We start from the raw sequence: 22,107 nt of genomic DNA on the forward strand, positions 1-22,107 counted from the left end.
GCCGCGGGCGCCCTGGTCGGTTCTTCTGGACCGAACGCTGACCAGACGAGGCCGCCCCCGCGAAGGATCCCGAGGAGATTTCATGTCGATCGATATCGTCCGAGGTGAGCTCGAGCGCCTCTTCTCGCTCGATGAAATGACCGCGCTGTCGAGCGAGCTGCTCGGGCTCGATCCGGCCCAGGTGGGAGGCGCCGTCTCGAAGGCATCCTTCGCTCGCGCGCTCACGGATCGTTGCTTCGAGAACGACGCCGAAGGCGCGCTGCTCGACGCGATCTTCGCTGCGAGACCCGAGGCTGACGCGAAGCTGCGCGAGCTCGTGAAGAAGGGCACCGGAGCCGACGCCGAGATCAAGGCCGGCGAGGCGTTCGGCGCGTTCACGGTGACGCGCAAGATCGGCGAAGGCCCGCGCGCCGTCGTCTACGCCGCGACACGAAAGGTCGAAGGCGAGGAGAAGCCCCAGGAGCGGATCCTCAAGGTCTTTCGCAAGGACGCCGCGTCCGGTCCGCGTGCTCTCCAGCGTTTCCTCACGGCCGTCCGGCTCGCCGCGAAGGTGCAGCACGAAGGCCTGCCCGTGTCGCTCGAAGCCGGCGTCGCCTCGGGACACGCGTACGTCGCGTACGCGCCCGTCGATGCCCAGCCGCTCGCCGCGCGCGTGACGCGCACGGGCGCGCTTCACATCAACGAGGCGCGCGAGATCGTCCGCTCCGTCCTCTCGGCCCTCGCCGCGCTGCACGAGGCGCGCGTCGTGCACGGCAACATCAAGCTGGAGAACGTGCTCGTCGGCCGCGGCGAAGGCGGCAAGGTCCGCGCGTACCTCGTCGACGCCGGCTGCGATCGCCTCGACGCCATCGTGGGCGGGCCGTTCGGCGTCCCTGCGCTCGCGCGCGCCCTCTCGCCCGAGCAGATCCGCGGCGGCGCGATCGACACGCAGAGCGACATCTACGCGTTCGGCGCCCTCCTTTTCGAGCTGCTCGCGGCCAAGCCTCCGTTCGGCGGCGAGACCGGCGCCGACGTCGCGGCCGCGCACCTCGTCCGCGAGGCGCCGGCTGCGTCCACGGTCGCGCCGAAGGGCTGGGTCAACAAGGAGCTCGACGAGATCATCGCGCGCCTGCTCGACAAGAACCCGGGCACGCGCCCCAAGGGCGTGAGCGGCGCGCTCGACCTCGTCGATCCCAAGGCCAAGACCGCCGAAGAGGCGCCCAAGGGCAAGACCTACACGGACGAGGAGATCAACGACCTCGCCGATCTGCTCCTCGCCGATCCCACGGACCACGACTCCGCTCTCGCGCTGGAGAGCGCCTCGCGTGACGGCGCCGATCCGCACAAGGTCGCCGAGGCCTTCGTCATCGCGGCCTCCGAGGTCGACGAAGGCGAGAGCGCGGGCGAGAAGATCAAGGCCGCGGAGACGAAGAAGCAGCTCCTCTTCCGCGCCGCCCGCACCTTCGAGAACGTCGCGAAGGATCTGGAGAAGGCCGAGGGCGTGCTCGAGCAGATCGTCGAGCTCGACGCGGACGACGACGTCGCGTTCGGCGCGCTCGAAGACGTGCGCCGGCAGCTCGGCAAGCACGAGGAGGTCGTCGAGATGCTCCTCGAGCGCAGCGAGAAGGCGCAGGATCCGCCGGCGCGAGCGCGCGCGCTGAACGAGATCGGCCGCCTCTACGTGCGCGAGCTCGAGGACATCGAGCAGGGCGTCTTCGCCTTCGCGCAAGCGCTCTCCATCCTCCCCGAGAACCAGGACTACGCGAAGGATCTCGAGCGCTCGGCCGGCAGCGACATGAAGGTCTGGGCCGAGGCGCTCCAGATCCTCAGCACTGCGACGACCAGCGCGGAGATGTCGACCGAGTCCAAGATCGCGCTCTTCAACCTGCTCGGGCGCTGGTACTCCGAGAAGATCGCGCGGCCCGACATGGGCTTGCCTTGCTTCCAGGCCGTGCTCTCGGCCGAGCCCGGGCACGACGGCGCGCTCGACGGCATGGCGCAGCTCTACCGCCGCGCGCAGCAGTGGCAGGAGCTTTGCCAGATCCTCCAGACCCGCGCCGATCGCGCCGCGACGCCGGAGCGATCCCGCGAGATCCGCGCCGAGGCCGCCGACGTCCTGGAGACGCGTCTCAACGACGCCTCGCGCGCCCGTGACCTCTTCGAGCACATCTTCCAGGAAGATCCGAGCAACGACAAAGCCGCTGAGGCGCTCGGCCGCATCTACCACCGCCAGGAGGACTGGGCCGGCTACGCGAAGATCCTCGAGCGCCGCGCCGACGCGCTCCGCGGCGAGGCCCGCGTCGAGGCGATCTGCAAGGTCGCCGAGCTCTACGAGGATCAACTGAACGACCTCAACGAGGCCACGCGCCGCTACGAGGCCGCGCTCGACGTCGACCCGCACGGCCTCACCGCGCTGCGCGGCCTGGATCGCATCTACAACCGCACGGGCCGCTACAAGGAGCTCGTCGGCAACCTGGAGAAGCAGATCGCGATCAGCGCGACGCCGCGCCAGAAGATCAACCTCTACGAGCGGCTCGCCGGCATCCACGACGAGCAGTTCCTCGATCACGGCAAGGCCGCCGAGGCGTACGAGGCGATCCTCCAGATCGATCCGGCGCACGAGGGCACGCTCACCGCGCTCATGCGGCACTACCGCGCGCTCGAGCGCTGGGAGGACGTCGTCTCGCTCTACGAGCGCCTCCTGCGCATCGTCACCGAGGACAAGCGCCGCATCGACCTGCTCCTCGCGATGGGCCGCGTCCTCGTCGAGCAAGTCGGCTCGCCCGAGCGCGCCTCCAAGACGTACGAGAAGGTCATCGAGATCGACCCGCAGCACGGCGGCGCGCTTGAATCACTCGCGAACGTCCGCGCCGCGAGCGGCGACGCGCTCGCCGCGCTCTCCGCGATCGAGTCGCTCGCCGTCAAGGCCACGACCCCCGAGACGCGCGCCGATCTCTGGATCCGCGCCGCCAAGCTGCTCGACGACAAGGGCGATCGCGACGGCGCGATCGAGCGTTACAAGAAGGCCCTCGACGCCCAGCCTGGCAACGTCGCGGCTTCCACCGCGCTCCGCGCCTCCTACCTCGCGCGCGGCGACGCGACCAGCGCCGTCGAGCTCCTCGGCCGCGAGATCGACGCTGCCGAGGGCAACCTCGCGAAGGCGCGCCTCTACGGCGAGATGGCCTTCCTCCTGCACGAGAAGCTCAAGGACGCCGATCGCGCGCAGGCCGCCGCGACGAAGGCGATCGACCTCGATCCGACCAGCATGAAGGCGCTCTACGTCTCGGGCGAGATCGCCTTCGCCGCGTCTCGCTTCGTCGAGGCGTCCAAGCACTTCGAGTCGCTGGCGAACCGCTCCGACGCGATGCCGAAGGACCTCGCGCTCGACGTGCTCAGCCACTACATCGACGCGCTCAGCAAGATCGGATCGACCGAGAAGGCCGTCTCCGTCCTGCCCACGCTCCTCGCGCTCGCGCCCGACGTCCCGCAGGCGATCCGCCGCGCGGCGAAGGTCCGCTACGACGCCAAGCAGTACAAGGAGAGCGCCGCGCTCTACGTCGATCTCACGAACCGCTTCGCCGAGAAGCTCGATCCGATCGATCGCGCCGAGGCGATGCTCTACCTCGGCCAGGCGCGGCTCTCGCTCGGCGAGGTCGAGGAGGCAGTCCTGCCGCTGCTCGACGCGGCCGACCTCATGCCCGAGGCCCCCGAGCCGATCGCGGCGCTCGTGCGCCTCTACGAGGCGAAGAAGGACTGGGAGGAGGTCATCCGCCTCAAGATGCGCCGCATCGACGTCGTCAGCGGCGACGAGCGCGTCGCGCTGCTCCTCGACGTCGGCGACATCATGGCCGCGCAGCTCGGCGATCGCACCCGCGCCGCGAAGAGCTACGTCGCCGCGCTCGACGAGCGCCCGGACGATCGGAAGATCCTGACCAAGCTGATGCAGCTCTACAGCGAGGAGAAGGACTGGTCGAAGCTCATCGAGGTCGTGCTCAAGCTCGCCGGCAAGATCGACGACAAGCGGCAAAAGGCGAAGTACATGCACACCGCCGCGATCGTGAGCTGGCGTCAGCTCGGCGACGCGGACAAGGCGATCGAGTACTACGACCAGGTCCTCGAGCTCGATCCCTCGCTCGACAAGGCGCTCGCCGAGGCGATCGAGGTCCGCGAGCAAAAGAGCGACTGGGAGGGCGTCGAGCGCCTCGTGCGCGTCGATCTCGAGCGAGCGACCGAGCGCAACGAGACGGCGAAGGTGCTCTCCACGATGGAGAAGCTCGGCGCGCTCTACAAGGACAAGCTCGGCGCCATCGCGGACGCGATCGACGCCTACGAGGCCGCGCAGTCGCTCGATCCCGAGAACCACGAGCGCGAGGAGCTGCTCGCCAAGCTCTACGCGAGCGACCCCGCGCAGTACCTCGACAAGGCCGTGACCTCGCAGGCGATCCTGCTCCGCAGGAACCCCTACCGCCCCGAGCCCTACAAGCTCCTGCGCAAGCTCTACACCGAGTCGAAGCGCGCCGACTCCGCGTACTGCCTCTGCCAGGCGCTCACGCTGATGAGCTTCGCCGAGCCCGACGAGGAGCGCTTCTTCAAGCGCATGCGCTCGGATACGGCGGCCGCGGCGCAGGTCCCGCTCGGCGAGGAGGACTGGTTCACGAACCTCACGCACCCCGACGCCGACCCGCTCCTCACGAACGTCTTCGCCGTCATCCAGCCGGCGGTGATCATGAAGAACGGCCAGCCGCTCGAGGCGCTCGGCTACCAGATGGCCTACGCCATCGACCTCATGCGGCACCCGTACCCGCTCTCGCAGACGATCGTCTTCTCGGCCGGCGTGCTGGGCCTCGACTTGCCCCTCTGCTTCCAGAATCCCATGGATCCTGGAGGGCTCTCGTTCCTCCACGCCCACAACCCCGCGATCGTGCTCGGCGCTGCCGCGCTCGCCACGGAGGTCCCCCCGCAGATGGGCGCGTTCATCGCGAGCCGCCACCTCACGTACTACCGGCCCGGCATGTACCTCCGGTACCTCGTCCCCACGGGCACGGGGCTCCGGGCGTGGCTCTTCGCCGCGATCAAGCTCATTTCCCCGAACTTCCCGATCTCCAAGGACATCGAGGGTCCGGTGAAGGAGAACCTCGCGGTCATCGAGGCGGTGATCACGGGCGCCCGCCGCGACGAGCTCGCGAGCGCCGTCACGAAGCTCCTCCAGGCCGGCGCGATCGACCTGAAGAAGTGGGTCGCCGGCGTCGACCTCACGGCCGACCGCGCGGGCTTCATCGTGGCGAACGACCTCGAGATTTCGCAGGAAATCATCAAGGCCGCCGACGACGCCGCGAGCGCCGTGCCGCAAAAAGAGCGCCTCAAGGAGCTCGTCCTGTTCGCGGTCAGCGAGGACTATTTCGCCATTCGTCGTAAGCTTGGCATCAACATCGACGCCTGAGCGCGTCGTTCGACCCCGCGCGAACGGGCCGATCTCGGGGTTTGGGGTGACGGGCGCCGCCAGGCGACCCGGCGCCCCAAGCGTCGCGTGGAGGATCCGAGCGGCTTTTTCGCGTGTTGTCGGGCCGGGGGGTACGAATTGAGGCGACGCGGCCGCGGCGTTCGTGCAAGAACAGCGGTTGACGGGCAAAATCCTTGGTTGCTACCCTCACGCCCCGTCGCAGGGGCCCGAGGGGCCCGACAGACTCATCGTGCCGTGTCGCCGCGGGGGGTTCTCCGAGCGACCGCTGGAATCACGCTCCATGGCGGCTAAAAAGACCCGTAAATTGGCCAAAAACACCAAGAAGAAGGCAGCTCCCCGAGCCAAGGCGAGTCGGCGCGCGGCCCCGCCCCGAAAAACGGCGGCGGCGAAGCTCAAAAAGAAGCCGCGCGCGCAGGCCACGAAGCGAGCGAAGCCAGCCGCGAAGAAGGCCGTCCGCAAGGCCGCCGCCGCGCGCGCGACGAAACGCGCAACGGTGGTGAAAAAGCGCGTGGCTGCCAAGAAGGCCAAGGCGACGGCAAAGCCGAAGAAAAAAACGGTCGTCCGCGCCAAACGCGCGCCGGTCCGGAAGGCGCAAAGCCCTGCGAAGAAGAGGGTCAAGCGCGCGATCGCGAAGAAGAAGTCGAAGAAGGTCGCGCGCAAACCCGCCCGCGCCGCCGAGCGTCGCCAAGCCCGCGCGATCCCGCGCAAGAAGAAGGCGGCGCTCCCGAAGGTCAAACGCGCGGCGCGCCCGGCCGCGAAGGCTCGCCCGGCGAAGCGCGTCGCCAAGCCGGCCCGCCCGAAGCGCCCGGCGCGGCCCGCCCCGAAGGCCCGCGCCGTCGAGAAGGCCCGCAAGAAGGCCGAGCTCCGGGAGGCGCGCGAGGCGAGGGAGGCCAAGGAGGCCAAGAAGTCCGAGGCCGCCGCCAAGGCCCGCGCCGCGCGTGAGGCGGAGGAGGCCGAGCGGCTCGCCGCCAAGGCCGAGCGGCTCGCCGCCAAGGAAGCTCTCCGAAAGGGGAAAGCGGCGAAGAAGGACAAGGCGGCCCGCAAGGAGAAGGAGGCCGAGCAGGCCCCGGCGCCGAAGGAGAAGGCCAAGGCCCTCCCGCTCAAGGAGAAGGGCAAGGCCGCCAAGGAGAGGCCGGCCGAAGAGCGTGAGCCGGTCGCCAAGGAGAAGGGCGCCAAGGAGAAGGGCGCCAAGGAGAAGGGCGCCAAGGAAAAGGGCGCCAAGGAAAAGAAGAAGGGCAAGGAGGGCAAGCTCCTCAAGGCCGACAAGCCGCGCGAGGGTCGCCTCATCGCGGTGCGCGAGCCTGCGCCCCGGGTCGTGGCGCTCCCGCTGCCGCTCCTTCCCCCGCAGCGCCGCGCGACCATCGAGGAGCGCTCGGAGGTCATCGACAAGCGCCTGACCTCGCAAAGCGAGGAGTTCCAGAAGAACTACACGGACCGCTTCGACATGTCGTGGATCTTCCACGACAGCGCGCTCGAGGGCGTCGTGTACACGTTCGAGGAGCTACGGACGGCGCTCTCCGGGTATGCCCCGCCGGTCTCGGACACGAACCTTCAGCCGACCTACGACGACATTCGCCGCCACAAGGAGGCGATCGAGTTCGTCCGCGATTACGGCAAGAAGAAGCTGCCCATTACGATCGACGTGATCAAGAAGATCTACCTCATCCTCCATCCGGAAGAGGGAGACATCAAGACCGTCAAGTATCGCAAGGACATCCCGCAGCACCGGCTGTATTTCCACGAGTATGCGCCGCCGGACAAGATCGCCTACAAAGTGCGGCAAATCGTGGATTGGCTGAACGATCCCGAGACGCGCAAGACCCGCAATGGCCTGCGCATCGCGGCCCGCGCCCACTACGACCTCCTGCGCGTCTATCCCTTCCAGTCGGATAGCGGCAAGGTCGCGCGGCTGTTCATGAACCTCCTGCTCATCCGCTCGGGCCTGCCGCCGTCGATCATCCACTCGACCGAGCGCCAGCGTTACTACGAGGCGCTCAAGGGCTCGGCCACGACCGTGCTCCAGATGGTGCAGGAAGCGGTCGAGAACGCGCTCTCCAGCGTGGAGAAGCTCCTCGACGAGTACGAGACGCGAAAGCGTGCGTTCGTGAGCTGATCCCGAGACAAACCCGGGCCCCACGCTTGTGGCTCCGGATCGCCTGACGGAGCCCGGAGTTGCAAACCCTGTTTGCACGAGGGGTTCCAGAAGGTAAAACCATCGCCCCGTCGATGACGCTCATACTGAGCGAGATCGCGGGGCGATGGCCATTTCTACCCGGAACTCAGCATGACCGCGACGAACCAGCCGCGCGCGCTCGCCCAGGAGACCTTCAGGCGCCTCCGCGTGATCCACCCGGACGCGCACTGCGAGCTCGACCATGTGAACCCGTTCCAGCTCCTCGTCGCCACGGTGCTGAGCGCCCAGACGACGGACGTGCTCGTCAATCAGATCACGCCGAAGCTGTTCGCCCGCTGGCCCGACGCGCCCTCGCTCGCGAAAGCCCCGATCCCCGAGGTCGCGGCGCTTCTGCGCGAGCGGCTCGGGATGTTCAACCAGAAAGGGAAAAACATCGTCGGGCTCGCGAAAAAGCTCGTGGAGAAGCACGGCGGCGAAGTGCCACGGACGCTCGCCGCGCTCGTGGAGCTGCCCGGCGTCGGGCGAAAGACGGCGAACGTGGTGCTCGGCGTCGCGTTTGGCCGGCCCGAGGGCGTCGTGGTGGACACGCACGTGCAGCGCTTGTCCCAGCGGCTTGGCTGGACCACGGAGCAGAAGCCCGAGACGATCGAGAAGGCGCTCTGCGCGCTGTTCCCGTCCGAAGACTGGAACATGGTGTCGCTCGTTTTGATCTTCCACGGGCGGCGGGTCTGCTTCGCGAGAAAGCCCGCGTGCGCCGCGTGCGGGGTGAACGACGCGTGCCCGAGCGCATTCGCTGCGGAGAACGTGGGGCGCAAGCCGCCGAGGAAGCGGCCGGCCGTGGTCATCGAGGCAGCGCCGAAGAAGAAGGCTGCGACGACGAAGGGCGCCACGAAGAAGGCCGCGGCGACGAAGAAGGCCGCGAAGGTCGCCGCGAAGAAGGGCAGCGCGACGCGGATCGCGCCGAAAAAAGCTGCCGCGAAAGGGAAGGGGAGCGGGCGGGCTTAACCTGCTTCTGGATGTCGAGCGTGCCCGCCGAGCGCGGTCATGAGCTCGAGGTCCCGCACCGCCGCGTCCGCGCCCTCGCGATCCGCCTGGTTCACCGCGAACACGTCTGCGCATTCGAGCAGGCCCGCCTTGATCGCCTGCACGTCGTCGCCGAGCCCCGGCGCCATCACCACGAGCGTCGTGTCCGCCGTGCGCGTGATCTCGAGCTCGTCCTGACCGACCCCGACCGTCTCCACGAGGATCACGTCCGCGCCCCACGCGTCGAGCACGCGGATCACGTCCGCCGCCGAGCGTGACAAACCGCCGAGCGCGCCGCGCGTCGCGAGCGATCGGATGAACACTTCGGGATCGCTGGGTAGTCCCCGCTGCGATCGTCCGCCAGACGGCAGGCCCGGGCCGTGCCACGCATGTCCCGGGCGAGCGCCTTCTCGGCGAGCGGGTGCACGGCGCGCGCGCCCCTAGATACGCCTATGATCTGGCTTTTTCGCGAGGATCCGATCCAGCCACATATTCGTGAGCTTCTCCTGCGCGCTGTTCGCGCGGAGGCGCGCCGTCAGGTTCTTGAAGTCCACGCGATCGATGGGTTGGTCCTGGTTGTAGCAGGTGAAGACGAACTGCTCCTTGCCCGTCTCCGGATCCACCCAGCGCTGTAGGCACTGCGCGCAGACCTCTTTCATCATGCACTGCATCGGCGAGTTGATGCTCACGATGCCCACGTGCTTCGGGTTCAGGTGCGGCGCGAGCACGCCGTGCCGCGCCTCGCGCACCGCGTTCATCATGCGATCGGATCCGATCGCGATGATGCGGTTCACCTGCGAGAGCTTGAACATCTCGCCGCCGAGCGCGCCCTCCGCGTAGGCCTTCATCGCCTGCACGATGTTGCCGCGGAAGTGACGATCCTCGGCCCTGCGCGGGGCGATCTCCGCGCCGGCGTCCGTGCACCACACGACCTGATCCGTCGCGGCCTCGATCTCCTCCTGCTTGAAGAGATCCTGGCCCATCTTGTAGCCCGCGAAGTACACGACGTTCGCGCCGCTCGCCTTGAGCGCCTTCGCGATCGAGAAGAGCACCGCATTGCCGAGGCCGCCGCCCGCGAGCAGCACAGTCTCGCCCGTGGGGATCTCGGTCGGCGTGCCGGTCGGGCCCATGACCACGACCTCCTCGCCCACGCGGAGCGCGGCGAGCAGGCGCGTCGACGTGCCCATCTCCAGCGCGATGAGCGAGAGCAGGCCCTTCTCCTTGTCGACCCACGCGCCCGTGAGCGCGATGCCCTCCATCGCGAGGCGCGTGTCGTCGACGACCTTGGAGAACACCTCGTAGTTCTGCAGCCGGTAGAACTGGCCGGGCTCGAACTTCCGCGCCGCGGCGGGCGCGCGCACGACCACGTCGATGATCGTCGGCGTCAGGCGCTCGACCTTCACCACGACGGCCTTGAAGTCGTCGTCGAGCCTCGTGTAGAGCGCGCGCCGCCGCTCGTCCCGCGCGGCCTGCGGCTCCTCGCCGAGGCGCTCGATGTCCTTCGCGAAGAGCGAGACCACGTGCGGGTACGCGTCCTTCGCGCTCGCCATCGCCTTGACCACGCTGCCGGCGTAGTACGGGTGGTTGTCGCCGTAGAAGCTCACCGCATGCGCGCCGTCGCTGTAGCTCGTGAAGAACCCTTCACGCGCATCCGCGACGGCCTCGACCTGGAGCTTGCCCGCCTCGTCGACGAACGCCTTGTGCGGCTGGAAGTACTGCTTCCTCTTGTCGAAGGCGAACGTGCCGGGTTTTTCCTTCTCGTACATCACGTTCGGGCTCGTGCCCGCCGCGACGCACACGCTGCGCGCCGGGAGCTCCACGATCTCGCCGCTCGCGGTCCACTTGCCGGCCTCGTCGACCTTCTGGCGCTCGAAGGTCATGGCGCGCACGTGCCCGCGTTCGTCGAGCACCGCCTCGACCGGCGCCATGTTCTCGATGTAGCGAACGCCCTCTTCGAGCGACTTCGCGACCTCTTCGTGGTTCAGGCGATACGCCGGCGAGTCGATCACGCGCTTGCGGTAGACGAGCGAGACGCCGCCCCACGCGTCGAGCAGCTTCTGCAGGTTCGGCGTGCGGCCCTCGCGTTGCGCCTTCTCGCGCTCCTCGCGGATCTGCGCGGCGTGCGCGCGTTGCTCCAGGATGAACTCGCGCTCCTCCTCGTCGAAGGACGCCATCGCGGCGGCCTCGCCGCGCTCGGCGATGATCTTCGCCACGCGCGTGTCCGTCTTCTCCGCCTGGATCATGTAGTAGGCGATGAGCTCGGTCGCAGTGTCGATCGCCGTGAGGCCACCGCCGATCACGATCGCGGGCAGCCGCACCTGCAGGTTCGCGAGCGACGAGCGCTTGTAGGCGCCCGTGAGCTGCAGGGCCATGAGGAAGTCGCTCGCCTTGCGGATGCCGCGCGCGACGTTGTTCTTGAGCGGGATGATCGTCGGGCGGCCGGCGCCCGCGGCGATCGCGACGTGGTCGAAGCCGAGCTTCCACGCGTCGTCGAGATCGAGCGTCCCGCCGAAGCGCACGCCGCCGTAGGCGCGGAAGTTCTGGTGACGCGCGAGCGTGATGTAGAGGACCGTCAGGAAGTTCTTGTCCCAACGAACCGTGATGCCGTACTCGCTCACGCCGCCGAACCCGAGCAGGATGCGCTCGTCGAGCTCGGTATAAAGCTTCTTGTAGTCACGCACCGGCCGCGGCGCGCGCGTCGCATCGCCCGTCAGCTCGACGGGGAGCGGCTCGATCTTGAGACCATCGACGGCGGCGACGGCAAACCCTTCGAGCGCGAGGTGGTGCGAGAGCGTGTAGCCCGCGGGCCCGAGGCCCACGACGAGCACGTTCTTGCCAATGTACGGGCGCGGGTGCGGCCGCTTCACGTTGAGCGGGTTCCAGCGCGAGAGCAGGCCGTAGATCTCGAAGCCCCAGGGCAAACCGAGCACGTCCGTGAGCACGCTCGTCTCGATCTGCGGGATGTTGACCGGCTCCTGCTTCTGGAAGACGCACGCCTTCATGCAGTCGTTGCAGATGCGGTGACCGGTGCCGGGGAGCATCGGGTTGTCGATGCAGACGAGCGCGAGCGACGCGATGGAATCGCCGCTCCGGCGCATCACGTGCATCTCGCTGATCTTCTCGTGCAGCGGGCAGCCGTTCAGCGTCACGCCGAGCGGGTTCGGCTTGATCGCGCCGGTCTTGTTGTCGCGCAGCCCCTTCGAGCACGAGTCCTTGTCGCGGTCGTGGCAGTAGAGGCAGTAGTCGACCTCGCTCTCGACCTCGCGCGCGCTGCCGCGCCGATCGGTGAGCACGAAGCCGTCGCGGTGGCGCCGCTCATGCTCGGGGCCGACGAAGAGCTCGGGCATTTTGTCGTCGGCGCGGCGGAGCTGGACGAGCTGGTTGTGATCGAGCGTCGCCGGGGCCTTGAGCGAGCCCCACCGGCGCGCCGGATCGTGATGATCGGCGCGCCGCGCCGCGAGCCACGCCTCCACAGCGTCGAGCGCGAACGCGACGACCGCGCCGTCCTCCGCGTCCGTGGGCGCATCCCCCGCGACGGCCACGGCGCCCGCGGCAACCTGCGCCAGCATCGGATCCGTCGCGATCGCGGCCCGCACCTTCGCCGCCTGCTCGTGCAGCTCGGGCGTCCACGAGGCGCCGCCCGCCTTCGCGGCCTTGCGCGCGACCTCGTCGATCGCGACGAGCACGAGCGTCGCCGACGCGACCGCGAGCTCCTCCACCTCGGAGCCACACTCGAGCCGGCTCGACTCCGCGCCGACCGCCGTGAGCGCGCGCCGCGCCGTGTGCGCGGCCTCGACGGCCGTGCCTTTCCAGGCCTTGCCTGCGCTCGGCTTGAAGAGGCGCTTCTTCGCGAAATCCTTTTTGAACGCCCAGAGCGGCGAGCGCTCCTCGGCGCCCGCGGCGAGGGTCTCGACTTCATGCTCCACGCCGAAGAGGCGCGCGACGAAGCGAGACAGGTGCGGCGCGCCGACGAGCAAGGACTCCGAGATCTCCTCGGCGCTCATGCCGCTCCCCTGGCACGCGCGGTACTTCGAGAACCGCTCGTACCCCGTGGGATCCGCGGCCTCGAAGTACGCGTAAAACCTCCCCGTGAGCTCGGCCAGACGACCGGCGTCGAAGAGATCGGCGTACACGAACCCTGGCTCGCCGAGGACGAGCTCGGAAGGCTCGGAGGTGGCGTTCACCCAGGAGGAGAAGTCGACTTGCAGACCGTCTTGCATCACCCGCGTCCCTGTCGTGACTGCTGTCTTTAGCGATGAAATATGGGGAAGCCACCCCGACGATAGAAGGGGACTCGTCGAGATTCGCTCACGCCTGTCCGGCTCGTTCGTGCTTTCCCTAGAATCGTAGTCGTTCGATCGTGCGCGTAGACATCTTGCCGGCGACCACGTCCGGATCCCGCAGGAGAGCCTGGTGGAGCGGGATGTTCGTGCGGATACCGCCGATCACGAACTCGTCGAGCGCGCAGCGCATGCGGGCGATCGCTTCCGCGCGGGTGGCGCCGTGCGTGATCACCTTGGCGAGCATGGGATCGTAGTTGTTCGGCACGCGGAAGCCGCCGTAGACGCCCGAGTCGACGCGCACGCCGCCGCCGCCCGGCGGCAAGTACTCGGTGATGAGGCCCGGCCAGGGGACGAACGTGCGCGGATCTTCCGCGTTGATCCGGCACTCCAGCGCATGCCCGCGGAGACCGAGGGCACGGCCGCTCGGCAGGGAGAGGGCTTGCCCCGCGGCGGCGCGGATCTGGTTCTCCACGAGGTCGATGCCCGTCACCAGCTCGGTGACCGGATGCTCGACCTGCACGCGGGTGTTCATCTCCATGAAGTAGAGATTCCCGCGCTCATCCATCAAGAATTCGAGCGTCCCGAGCGAGGTGTAGCCAGTCTCCACGAGCGCCTGGGTGCACACCTCGGAGAGCTCGGCGCGTTTCTCCGGCGTCATGACCGGGCTCGGCGCCTCCTCGATGATCTTCTGGTGCCGACGCTGCAAGGAGCACTCGCGCTCGCCGAACGTGAAGATGTGACCATGGCCGTCGCCGAGCACCTGCAGCTCGATGTGCCGCGGCTCCTCGACGAACTTCTCCAGGTAGACGTCCGGGTTCTTGAAGCCCGCCTGCGCCTCGCTCGTCGCCGTCTCGAAGGAGCGGCGGATCTCGCTGTCGTCGCGCACGACACGCATGCCACGACCACCGCCGCCGCCCGCGGCCTTGAGGATGACGGGGTAACCGATGCGCGCGGCCTGCTCCGCGGCGTCCTCGCCGTCCCGCAGGACGGTCGTGCCGGGGAGGAGCGGCAACCCGAACCTCTTCGCGGCTTCCCGCGCGCGGACCTTGTCGCCCCAGAGGCGCATCGCCTCGGGCGTGGGGCCGATGAACGTCAGGCCACAACGACGGCAAAGCTCGGCGAACTCGGCGTTCTCCGAGAGGAATCCGTAGCCCGGGTGCACCGCGTCGGCGCCAGTGATCTCGGCCGCTGCGATGATCTGCGGGATGTTGAGGTAACTACGTCGCGGATCCGCGGGGCCCACGCACACGGCCTCGTCGGCGAACCGCACGTGGGGCGCGGCCGCATCGACGTCCGAATGAATGGCGACCGTGCGGATGCCGAGCGTGCGGCACGCCCGGACGACGCGCATCGCGATCTCGCCGCGGTTGGCGATGAGGATCTTGCCGAACAAGGCTCCTACCTCTCTGCCGCAGCGGCGCTCACCCGCGCTTGACCCTGAAGAGCTTCTGACCGAACTCGACCGGCTTGCCGTTCTCGACGAGGATTTCGTCGATGATGCCGCCGCAGTCGGACTCGATCTCGTTCATCAGCTTCATCGCCTCGATGATGCAGAGCGCCTGGCCTTCTCGAATGTGGCTCCCGACCTCGACGAAGGGCGGCGCCTCGGGGGAGGGGGAGCGGTAGAAGGTGCCGACGAAAGGCGAGGTGACGTACGTGCCCCCTTCGGCCTCGCTCGCGACCGCGCGGGGCGGCGGAGCGGCGGGGGCGACCTCGGCGCGCTCTTCGTAAGCGACGACGCGCGCGCCCCCCGCGCCACGCGCGAGCCTGATACGCACGTGCTCGTCCTCGAACTCGAACTCGGTGACGTTGCGCTTCTCGAGGACGCGAAGCAGCGTCCGGAGCTGCTTGAGGTCGATGTTCATGCCGATCCGTTCCCGCGTGGTGGCGGCCGCTCTACCTTGGAAGCGACCCGCCAGCGTCGGGGTGCTTTCTAGCGGAAGGACGGCAAAAAGGAAGGGGATTCGGGGGCGACACGGGCGTGACGCTGGCCGTCAACTTTCACGCTGCTGCAGGTGGTAGACGAGGCCCAGCAAGCCGAGCACGTACGACGCGGGACCGAAGCCGGCGACGGTGCCGAGACACGCGCCGGCCGTGATCGAGTGGTGACGGAAAGGTTCGCGCGCCGCGGTGTTCGTGATGTGCACCTCGACCACGGGCAGGCCACTCGCGCGGATGGCGTCGTGCAGGACGACCGAGGTGTGGGTGAGTCCGGCGCCGTTCATGACGATGCCGTGAAAGCCTCCGTCCGCGGCGCGCCCGATGGCCGTCACGAGCTCGCCCTCGTGGTTCGATTGCAGGAACGAGACCTCGACGCCCTCGCTCCGCGCGACCTCCTCGACGGCCTTGTGGATGTCGTCGAGGGTGGTCGTGCCGTAGATGGAAGGTTCGCGCTTGCCGAGCCTGTCGAGGTTCGGCCCCGAGATCACGAGGACGCGCTTCGGCGAGGTGCTCACATGTCCTTGAGCAGCACCGGCGCCTTGACGCGCAGCATGTACCGGGCCTTGCCGACGTTACCGTCTGGCCGCACGGAGACCGCGACGAAGTGCCGCTCGTTCAGCACACGGATGACCGTCGTCACCTTCGCCGCTTCGATGGCGATCTCGGCGGTATCGCCGGCCTCGAGCATCTGGGCCGCGCGCTGGATCGACTTGATGACGACGCTGAACTCCGCGCCGATCGTGTTGATGTCGAAGGGGGCATCGGGCTTCGAGTAGCTGTCGACCGGGATGCCCTCGAAATCCATGAGGAGGCTGGCGATGCCACCCTCGGTGCCTTCGACGACCTCCTTGAGGACGCTCTGGAACATGGGCTGAAACCTTAGCGAAACCCGAGGCGGACGGGAAAAAGAAAGGGGAGGTTCGTTCGAAGAGCCTCGGATTTGAGGCCTGGCACCCCAGGACGCCCGTCCGTCCGGCCGCTCTTTACGTCCTCCGATCGTCCCGGCAGTCTCGGGGGAGCCTCTTTTGCCTCTTGCATCCCGATGCCAACCGGTCCATTCCCGCACCTACGGGCCCGCCCTCACCGGCGCTTGACCCTCGTCCCGCCAAGCGGCTAACGTGCGTCGCGGCTACGTGCCCACCGACCCATCGCGGTGGCACCTGGTTTGTCCCCACGTATCCGAACGAGAAGGACGGCCCAAAGAAATGCGCGCACGAGCCGGGGATCCCCCCCGCACGATGCCCCAGAAGATCCTCGCGGGACGCGCCGCCGATCCGCAGCTCCGAGGAGATCTGGTCCAGGTCAAGGTCGATCAGATCATCCTCTCGCGATCGCCCAACCGGGCCCTCGGCGAGGCGCTCTCGGCCGGGATGAAGAAGACCCCGGTCGAGATGGCCGTGGCCTACGACGGTACGTGCGTGACCGACGCGCGCGCGCTCGCCGACGTAGCCGCCGGCGCGCCGCAGGCCGTCTCGCCGGAGCTGCCTGCGTACAACGTGCCCATCGCCCGCGGCGGCATCGGCTTCCCCGCGCCCGTGCACCTCGAGCGCTTCGCCGCGCCGGCGAGGCTCGCGCTCACGGACGACGCGCGCCTCGCCCCCGTCGGCGGGGTCGGGATGTTGACCCTCGTGGTCTCGCCGAGCCAGCTCGGCCAGGCCCTCGCGACGGGCTCGACCTGGGTGCGCCCGCCACGCAGCGTGCAGATCCACCTCTCGGGCCGCGTGCGCCCGTTCGTGTGCGCGCGCGACGTGGCGCTCGAGCTCCTGCGCCGGGGCATCGACGAGATCGTGCGGCGCATCGAGGCCGAGCACCACGCGCCCGTCGTGCTGGAGTTCGCGGGCCCGAGCGCGCGCCTGCTCTCGGTCGCGGAGCGCGCGGTGCTCTGCGGCATCGCGCCGCAGGTCGGCGCCGCCGCGGCCCTGTTCGTGAGCGACGAGAAGACGGAAGTGTTCCTTCGGGATCAGCGCCGCTCCAAGGCCCATCGCGCCCTCGTCCCCGACCCGGGCGCACCGTGCGAAGAGGTCGTCTCGCTCGATCTCAGCACGGTGGATCCGCTCCTCATGGACGAGGCGGGTGTCGTGCGGCCCGTCCGGGATCTCGCGGGCAAGCCCGTGGGTCAGGTCGTGCTCGGCGGCGACTCGGGGGTGACGCTCCGGGACATGCTCGCGGCCGCGCTCCTGCTCAAGTCGAAGCGTGTTCCTTCCCGGCTCGATCTGCTCGTGGCGCCGCCGTCGCGCCAGGTGCTCGAGGTCCTCGCGCAGTCGGGCGCGCTCGTGGATCTCGTGGCGACGGGCGCGCGCATCATCGAGCCCGATCGGCGCGTCGTGACGGGCGAGTTGTATCCGCCGCCGGCGGGGACGCTCTCGCTGCGCACGGCGGAACCCGCCCCGCGCGTGCCGGGCGTGCCGTCATTCGTCGTGGCCTCGGCCGAGACGCTCGCGTACGCGGTGGCCACGGGGACCGTCGGCGATCCGCGCTCGTTCAAGCGCCCCGTGCGCGTGACCGTGCCGCGCGCGCTCCCCACCGACGATGTGCTCGTGCTGCGCGACAAGAAGGGCGAGGGCGCGGCCGCGGGCAAGTCGCCCGCCTTGCCGCCGCCGGCGTCGTGGAAGGGGCCGCTCGTGCTCGACCTCATCGAAGGCGCGGCTCGACCGAGCGCGAACGGCAAGCCCACAGAGGTGCCGCCGACGCCCGGAGGTCCGCCCCTCGCGGGCGGCGTCGTGGTCGTGCTGCGCTCGCTCGACGAGGTCCGCGCCGTCGTGGAAAAGACGATCGATCTGCCCGCGCTCCGCGCCGTCGTCGCGCCCTTTGTCCCCAGCACGGCCGTGGCCGCGCTGGCGAGCGAAGGCATCGCGACGTTCGAGGTGCCGCCCGCGTCGCTCGACGGGTTGAAGGGGCAAAAGAGCCTCTCCTTGCCCGAGCCCGCCGCGTGGGGGGACAAGGTCGGCGCTGTCGTTGGAGAGCAAACGATCCAGATGACCTGGCTCGCGCTCGGCGCGGAGCGGACGTGGACGCACGCGGGGACGTCGCGTTCCCCGGGTTCATCGAAGGCCTCGAAGGCCTGAAAGAGGGGAGGGGGGCCCTCGCGGCGTCGGCCGCGCGGCGCCCCCCGCTCACGCACGCGTCACGGGGTCGGCAGCGCCTTCTCCAGCTTGATCGAGGCGAGCAGATCCCGCAGCCGCACCGACTGCTCGTTCACCTCGATCTCGAGGATCGTCAGGCGCTTCGTGAGCTCGCCGAGGCGCGTCGAGGCCTTGCCGAGCCGATCCGTGAAGTCCTGCCGCATCTTCTCGGTGTTCTGGCGCGACACGGTATCCCGCGGGTCGTCCTTGATCTTCTCGATCGCCTTGAGGTTGCGCCGGAGCTGCTCGCTCTCGCGCTCCAGCGTGTTCTGCTCCGACTGGAGCTTGTTCCGCTCGTCGAGCGCGGTGCGCAGCTTGCCGCGCGCCTCCCACGTCTTCTTCAGGTCCGCCACCACGGCCTTGTCGGCGCGCGCGTCGTTCATGTAGGCCTTCACCGCGTCGTCGGCGAGCTGCGACAGCACGTCGACCTGGCGCGTGAAGCTGCGACGCTCCTCCACGTCGAGCACGTTCGTCCCGCGCTTCGGCGTCGCCTGCGGGACGAGCGCGCTGCCCGTGCCGACGTTGTCCTCCGTGCCCTTGGGCGGGTTTTCGAGCCGCGTCCCGGGCATCCGCGCGTGCTTCACGAGCGTCTTCGCGTCGAGGTCCGTGCCGTTCTTGATCGTGTACTTCGTGTGGTAGACCCAGTCGCGCTCGATGAAGAGCTGCCCCGCCTCGATCTTCGCGAGGCGCGCGCTGAGCTCGTCCTCCGTGCGATCCGTGGTCACGGCGAGGCCCCGTTCGAGGGCGAACGGCACCGTGGCGATGGCCCCGGGCGGCAGCGGATCGACCATGCCTTGCCCGAGGAACGCGCCACCGTCGAACACCGCGATCGGCCCCTTTTCGAGGATGCCCTTCGTGTTGTTCGTGAAGCGCGCGACGCGGAACGGATGCGCGAACGAGTCACGCACGCCGCCGTCGGGGGAGAAGAGGAAGATCGCCTCGCCGGGCACGCTCTGCGCCAGCAAGAGGACCATCGTCGCGCTCTTGTTCGGGATGTCGACGGGGAAGGGGAGATCGTAGCGCGTCGTGCCGCCCTCCATCGCGACGGCCGCGAGCGCGTTCACGTTGCGCGGGTTCGACGGCGTCACCGGGCGCGGCATCTCCGTCGGATACGGCATTTGCGAGGCCGCACTGCCGGCGCCGGGATATCCGCCGCCGTAGTTCGCCGCCACGCGCCCCTTCTTCGCAGGCGCCGCTCGCGTCGTCGACGAGGTCGGCCCCCCCAATCGACCCCGACCCGCGGCAAAATCGCCGTCTTCCGCCTCATCCTTCGCGGCCTCGGCCTCGGCGAGCAGACCGTCGAGGCTCTCACCTTCCTCGGTGCCCGACGCGTCCATCGGCATGGGCGGGGGCGGCGGAGACGCCGGCGGCGCAAACGTGGGCAGGCTCGTCTCGCCCACGGGCACCGACGCGATCACCTCGCCTTGATCCGTCACCACGGGGCGCGGCGGCACCACGGGTTTGTCGAGGGTCGCCTGGAACGCGAGCGGCGCGCCTGCGACGAGCGAGAGCCGCACGCCCTTCCAGTCCTCGCCCGACTGGTTCTGCACGATGCCCCAGGCCTGCAAATCCGCCTTCCCCGAGCCGGTGCTCTCGCCCTTGCCGATCACCAGGCGATACGAGGGCCGCCAGACCGGCGTCTCCGCGACGTACCCGACCACGAGATCGTGCTCCTCGCCGTCGAGCGAAAGCCGCACCGTCTCGCGCCCGTCGCCCTTCTTCTTCTTCTTCTTCTTCGGCGGCTGCGGCGGCATCGGCATGCCGTAACGCGGCTCGGGGGCGGGCTCGGCCTCGGCGTCCTCGTCCTCCTCTTCGCCGTCGTCGGCTTCCTTGTCCTTGTCGAGCTCGACCGGGAACGACGCGCTGCGCACGCTGCTCCCGCCCTGCTCCATCACGGCGAGCGTGGCGAGGAAGTCGCCGATGCGCTCGGTGCGGACCTTGAACGCGACCTCGGGATCTTCCACGTGCCCGGCGCGCTCGTAGTACCCGACGCCGTTGCGGTAGATGACCACGCGCCGCAGCGCGAGACCGCTCTGTACGTCGGGCCCGCGCGCGCATCCCGCGAGGGGGACCGCGGAGGCCAGAAGGAGGAATCCACCAACAGTGCCCAGTCGAAAGCGAGAAAAACGGCTCATGCGTTGCCTCGAACGCGCGAGGATACGCGCCCTTACAGCAAAATGTGCGGTTTTCGCGGCCGTCCGGCACGAACGGGGGTAGATAGCCGGCGCCATGCCCTCTGCTCTGCGCTGTACCGCGTTCCTGGCCCTCCTCGGGGCCTCCGCTGCCTGCACCCAGAACGGCGAATCCCAGCCCCCGAAGCCTGCTGCGACGCCTGCCGCGGAGGCCACGAGCGCCGCGGCTCCGGTCGTCTCGATCGCGCCCGCCGCGAGCGCGGCGCCGGCTGCCCCGACCGCCGAAGCCCCGAAGGCCGCGCCCGCCGATGCGACGGGCCTCCCGAAGGACCTCAACGTCCTCGTGGTCACGGTCGACAGCTTGCGGGCTGACATGCCCTGGCTCGGCTACCCCCGCGACATCGCGCCGGTGCTCACGAAGTTCGCGAAGAGCGCGGTCTCGTACTCGCGCTTCTACGCCATCTCCTCGTACACGGCGATGAGCCTCGGCGGCTTCCTCGCCGGCCGGTACCCGAGCGAGCTCGAGCGCAGCGGCTACTTCTTCGGCAACTACCCCGACAGCGTGCTCATGTTCCCCGAGCTCCTGCAGAAGGCCGGCGTCCGCACGTTGACCGCGCACGCGCACTTCTACTTCGATCAGAAGGCCGGCTTCCGGCAGGGGTTCGACGTCTACGAGATCATCCCGGGCCTCTCGGTGGACAACACCACGGACAAGAACGTCACGAGCCCGCAGCACTTCGATCTCGCGAAGAAGATCCTCTCGGAGAAGGCGAACACGGGCGGCCGCTTCTTCGCCTGGTTCCACTTCCTCGACCCGCACGATCAGTACATGCCGCACGACGGCATCGGCCCGTACGGCAAGTCGACGCGCGACAAGTACGACGCCGAGGTCACGTTCACCGATCAGCACCTCGGCAAGCTCTTCGAGTTCGTCGATTCCCAGGAGTGGGGCAAGCGCACGGCGATCATCATCTCGAGCGACCACGGCGACGCGTTCGGCGAGCACGGCATGTACCGCCACGGCTTCGAGCTCTGGGACGTGCTCACGCACGTGCCGCTCATCATCCGCGCCCCGGGCGTCGTGCCTCGCCAGATCGACGAGCCGCGCAGCGGCGTCGATCTCGCGCCCACGATCCTCGAGATGTTCGGCCAGCCCAAGGATCCGGCCATGCAGGGCACGAGCCTCGTGCCGGAGCTCTACGGCAAGGATCCCGAGAAGCGCGACGTGATCATGGACCTGCCGCGCACGAGCGACAACGACCGCCGCCGGGCCTTCGTCCGCGGCGACTACAAGCTCATCGCCGAGGGCGACGACGCGGGCTACCGCTTCTTCAACGTGAAGGACGATCCGGCCGAGAAGGTGGATCTCAAGAAGAAGAACGCGGACGAGTTCGAGAAGATCAAGGCCGCCTACAAGGAGAAGAGCGGCACGATCAAGGACGTCTGCCCGAAGATGCGCGAGAAGCTGAAGGGCAAGAACAAGAAGAAGCCCTGCTGAAGGAAGGGAACGACGAGCCGTGGACAAACTCACGCGAGGCGCCTCGGGGCTCCGCCACCTGCGCTGGGCGCGCGAGATCTACGCGACGCTGGCCGCGCACGTGGAGCACAGCGGGTTCGACGGCGAGTCGAAGAAGGCGCTGCGCAAAGAGCTCACGCGGCTCGACAACTGCATCCAGGAGCTCTCCGGCGCCGTGAAGGCGTACCGCGACTTCCTGGAGCGCGAGCGCGTGCGGTACCGCGGCGCGATCCGCGCGGCGACGTTCAAGCCACACGCCTCCGACGGGGAGCGCCTCGGCGAAGCGACGGCCGCGATGGATCGGGAGTCGCTGCCGCGCCAGCGAACGCTGAAAGCCGCGCTGGAGCTCGCGATCGCGGAGCTACGCGCCCACCTGTCCGAGATGGACACGCGGATCGCAGGGGTCGTGTCCGAGGCCTTCGTGGAGAACCTCTACCCGCCGCTCACGAAGGACCGATCCCGCGTCGCCGACGTCGGCGACGACGACGACGACGCGGCCGGGCGCGACGACTGACG

Annotated in this window: 12 protein-coding genes and 1 pseudogene; 6 read left to right on the forward strand and 7 right to left on the reverse strand. The window is 68.9% G+C overall.

Features of this window, described 5'->3' with window-relative positions; genetic code table 11:
- The first annotated feature begins 82 nt into the window (after positions 1 to 82).
- The 3 genes from QHF89_RS30240 to nth all read left to right on the forward strand — a co-directional run bounded on the left by QHF89_RS30240 (position 83) and on the right by nth (position 8,579).
- A complete protein-coding gene (locus QHF89_RS30240) occupies positions 83 to 5,419 on the forward strand; it encodes a protein kinase domain-containing protein (RefSeq protein WP_136970844.1) in 5,337 nt (1,778 codons plus the stop codon).
- Positions 5,420 to 5,744: 325 nt separating this feature from the next.
- On the forward strand, positions 5,745 to 7,553 hold the full coding sequence (locus QHF89_RS30245) for a Fic family protein (RefSeq protein WP_284721111.1): 1,809 nt from the start codon (positions 5,745 to 5,747) through the stop codon (positions 7,551 to 7,553).
- A gap of 171 nt (positions 7,554 to 7,724) precedes the next feature.
- Positions 7,725 to 8,579 carry an endonuclease III gene (nth, locus tag QHF89_RS30250; RefSeq protein WP_284721112.1) on the forward strand — a complete coding sequence of 285 codons (855 nt, stop codon included), beginning with the start codon at positions 7,725 to 7,727 and terminating at the stop codon, positions 8,577 to 8,579.
- A gap of 23 nt (positions 8,580 to 8,602) precedes the next feature.
- On the opposite strand, the pseudogene QHF89_RS30255 reads toward nth, so the two are convergent.
- The 6 genes and pseudogenes from QHF89_RS30255 to QHF89_RS30280 form a co-directional block, all read right to left on the reverse strand.
- Positions 8,603 to 8,929 (reverse strand): annotated as a pseudogene (locus QHF89_RS30255) (methylmalonyl Co-A mutase-associated GTPase MeaB); the annotation flags it as partial.
- A 108-nt stretch (positions 8,930 to 9,037) separates the two neighbouring features.
- Positions 9,038 to 12,817, reverse strand: coding sequence for an FAD-dependent oxidoreductase (locus QHF89_RS30260; protein WP_136970911.1), 3,780 nt, complete (start codon positions 12,815 to 12,817; stop codon positions 9,038 to 9,040).
- Positions 12,818 to 12,935: 118 nt separating this feature from the next.
- On the reverse strand, positions 12,936 to 14,273 hold the full coding sequence (gene accC / locus QHF89_RS30265) for an acetyl-CoA carboxylase biotin carboxylase subunit (protein WP_136970842.1): 1,338 nt from the start codon (positions 14,271 to 14,273) through the stop codon (positions 12,936 to 12,938).
- 28 nt (positions 14,274 to 14,301) lie between these two features.
- Positions 14,302 to 14,739, reverse strand: coding sequence for an acetyl-CoA carboxylase biotin carboxyl carrier protein (gene accB, locus QHF89_RS30270; protein WP_136970910.1), 438 nt, complete (start codon positions 14,737 to 14,739; stop codon positions 14,302 to 14,304).
- 135 nt (positions 14,740 to 14,874) lie between these two features.
- On the reverse strand, positions 14,875 to 15,336 hold the full coding sequence (gene aroQ / locus QHF89_RS30275) for a type II 3-dehydroquinate dehydratase (RefSeq protein WP_136970841.1): 462 nt from the start codon (positions 15,334 to 15,336) through the stop codon (positions 14,875 to 14,877).
- Positions 15,333 to 15,689: a roadblock/LC7 domain-containing protein gene (locus tag QHF89_RS30280; RefSeq protein WP_136934686.1), complete on the reverse strand. Its 357-nt coding sequence runs from the start codon at positions 15,687 to 15,689 to the stop codon at positions 15,333 to 15,335. The genes aroQ and QHF89_RS30280 overlap by 4 nt, the downstream gene beginning before the upstream one ends.
- 370 nt (positions 15,690 to 16,059) lie before the next feature.
- Between QHF89_RS30280 and QHF89_RS30285 the strand changes: the two genes are divergently transcribed.
- Entirely contained in the window at positions 16,060 to 17,886 is a 1,827-nt protein-coding gene (locus QHF89_RS30285; RefSeq protein ID WP_136970840.1) for an aconitase family protein, read from the forward strand.
- Positions 17,887 to 17,945: 59 nt separating this feature from the next.
- On the opposite strand, the gene QHF89_RS30290 is transcribed toward QHF89_RS30285, so the two are convergent.
- On the reverse strand, positions 17,946 to 20,078 hold the full coding sequence (locus QHF89_RS30290; RefSeq protein ID WP_136970839.1) for a DUF4139 domain-containing protein: 2,133 nt from the start codon (positions 20,076 to 20,078) through the stop codon (positions 17,946 to 17,948).
- Positions 20,079 to 20,172: 94 nt separating this feature from the next.
- On the opposite strand from QHF89_RS30290, the gene QHF89_RS30295 reads away from it, so the two are divergent.
- Positions 20,173 to 21,573, forward strand: a complete 1,401-nt coding sequence (locus QHF89_RS30295) for a sulfatase (RefSeq protein WP_136970838.1) — start codon at positions 20,173 to 20,175, stop codon at positions 21,571 to 21,573.
- Between the two features lie 19 nt (positions 21,574 to 21,592).
- Positions 21,593 to 22,105: a hypothetical protein gene (locus QHF89_RS30300; protein WP_136970837.1), complete on the forward strand. Its 513-nt coding sequence runs from the start codon at positions 21,593 to 21,595 to the stop codon at positions 22,103 to 22,105.
- The last annotated feature ends 2 nt before the right edge of the window (positions 22,106 to 22,107 follow it).

Source organism: Polyangium sorediatum (genome assembly GCF_029946465.1).
GTDB classification, from domain to species: Bacteria; Myxococcota_A; Polyangia; order Polyangiales; family Polyangiaceae; genus Polyangium; species Polyangium fumosum.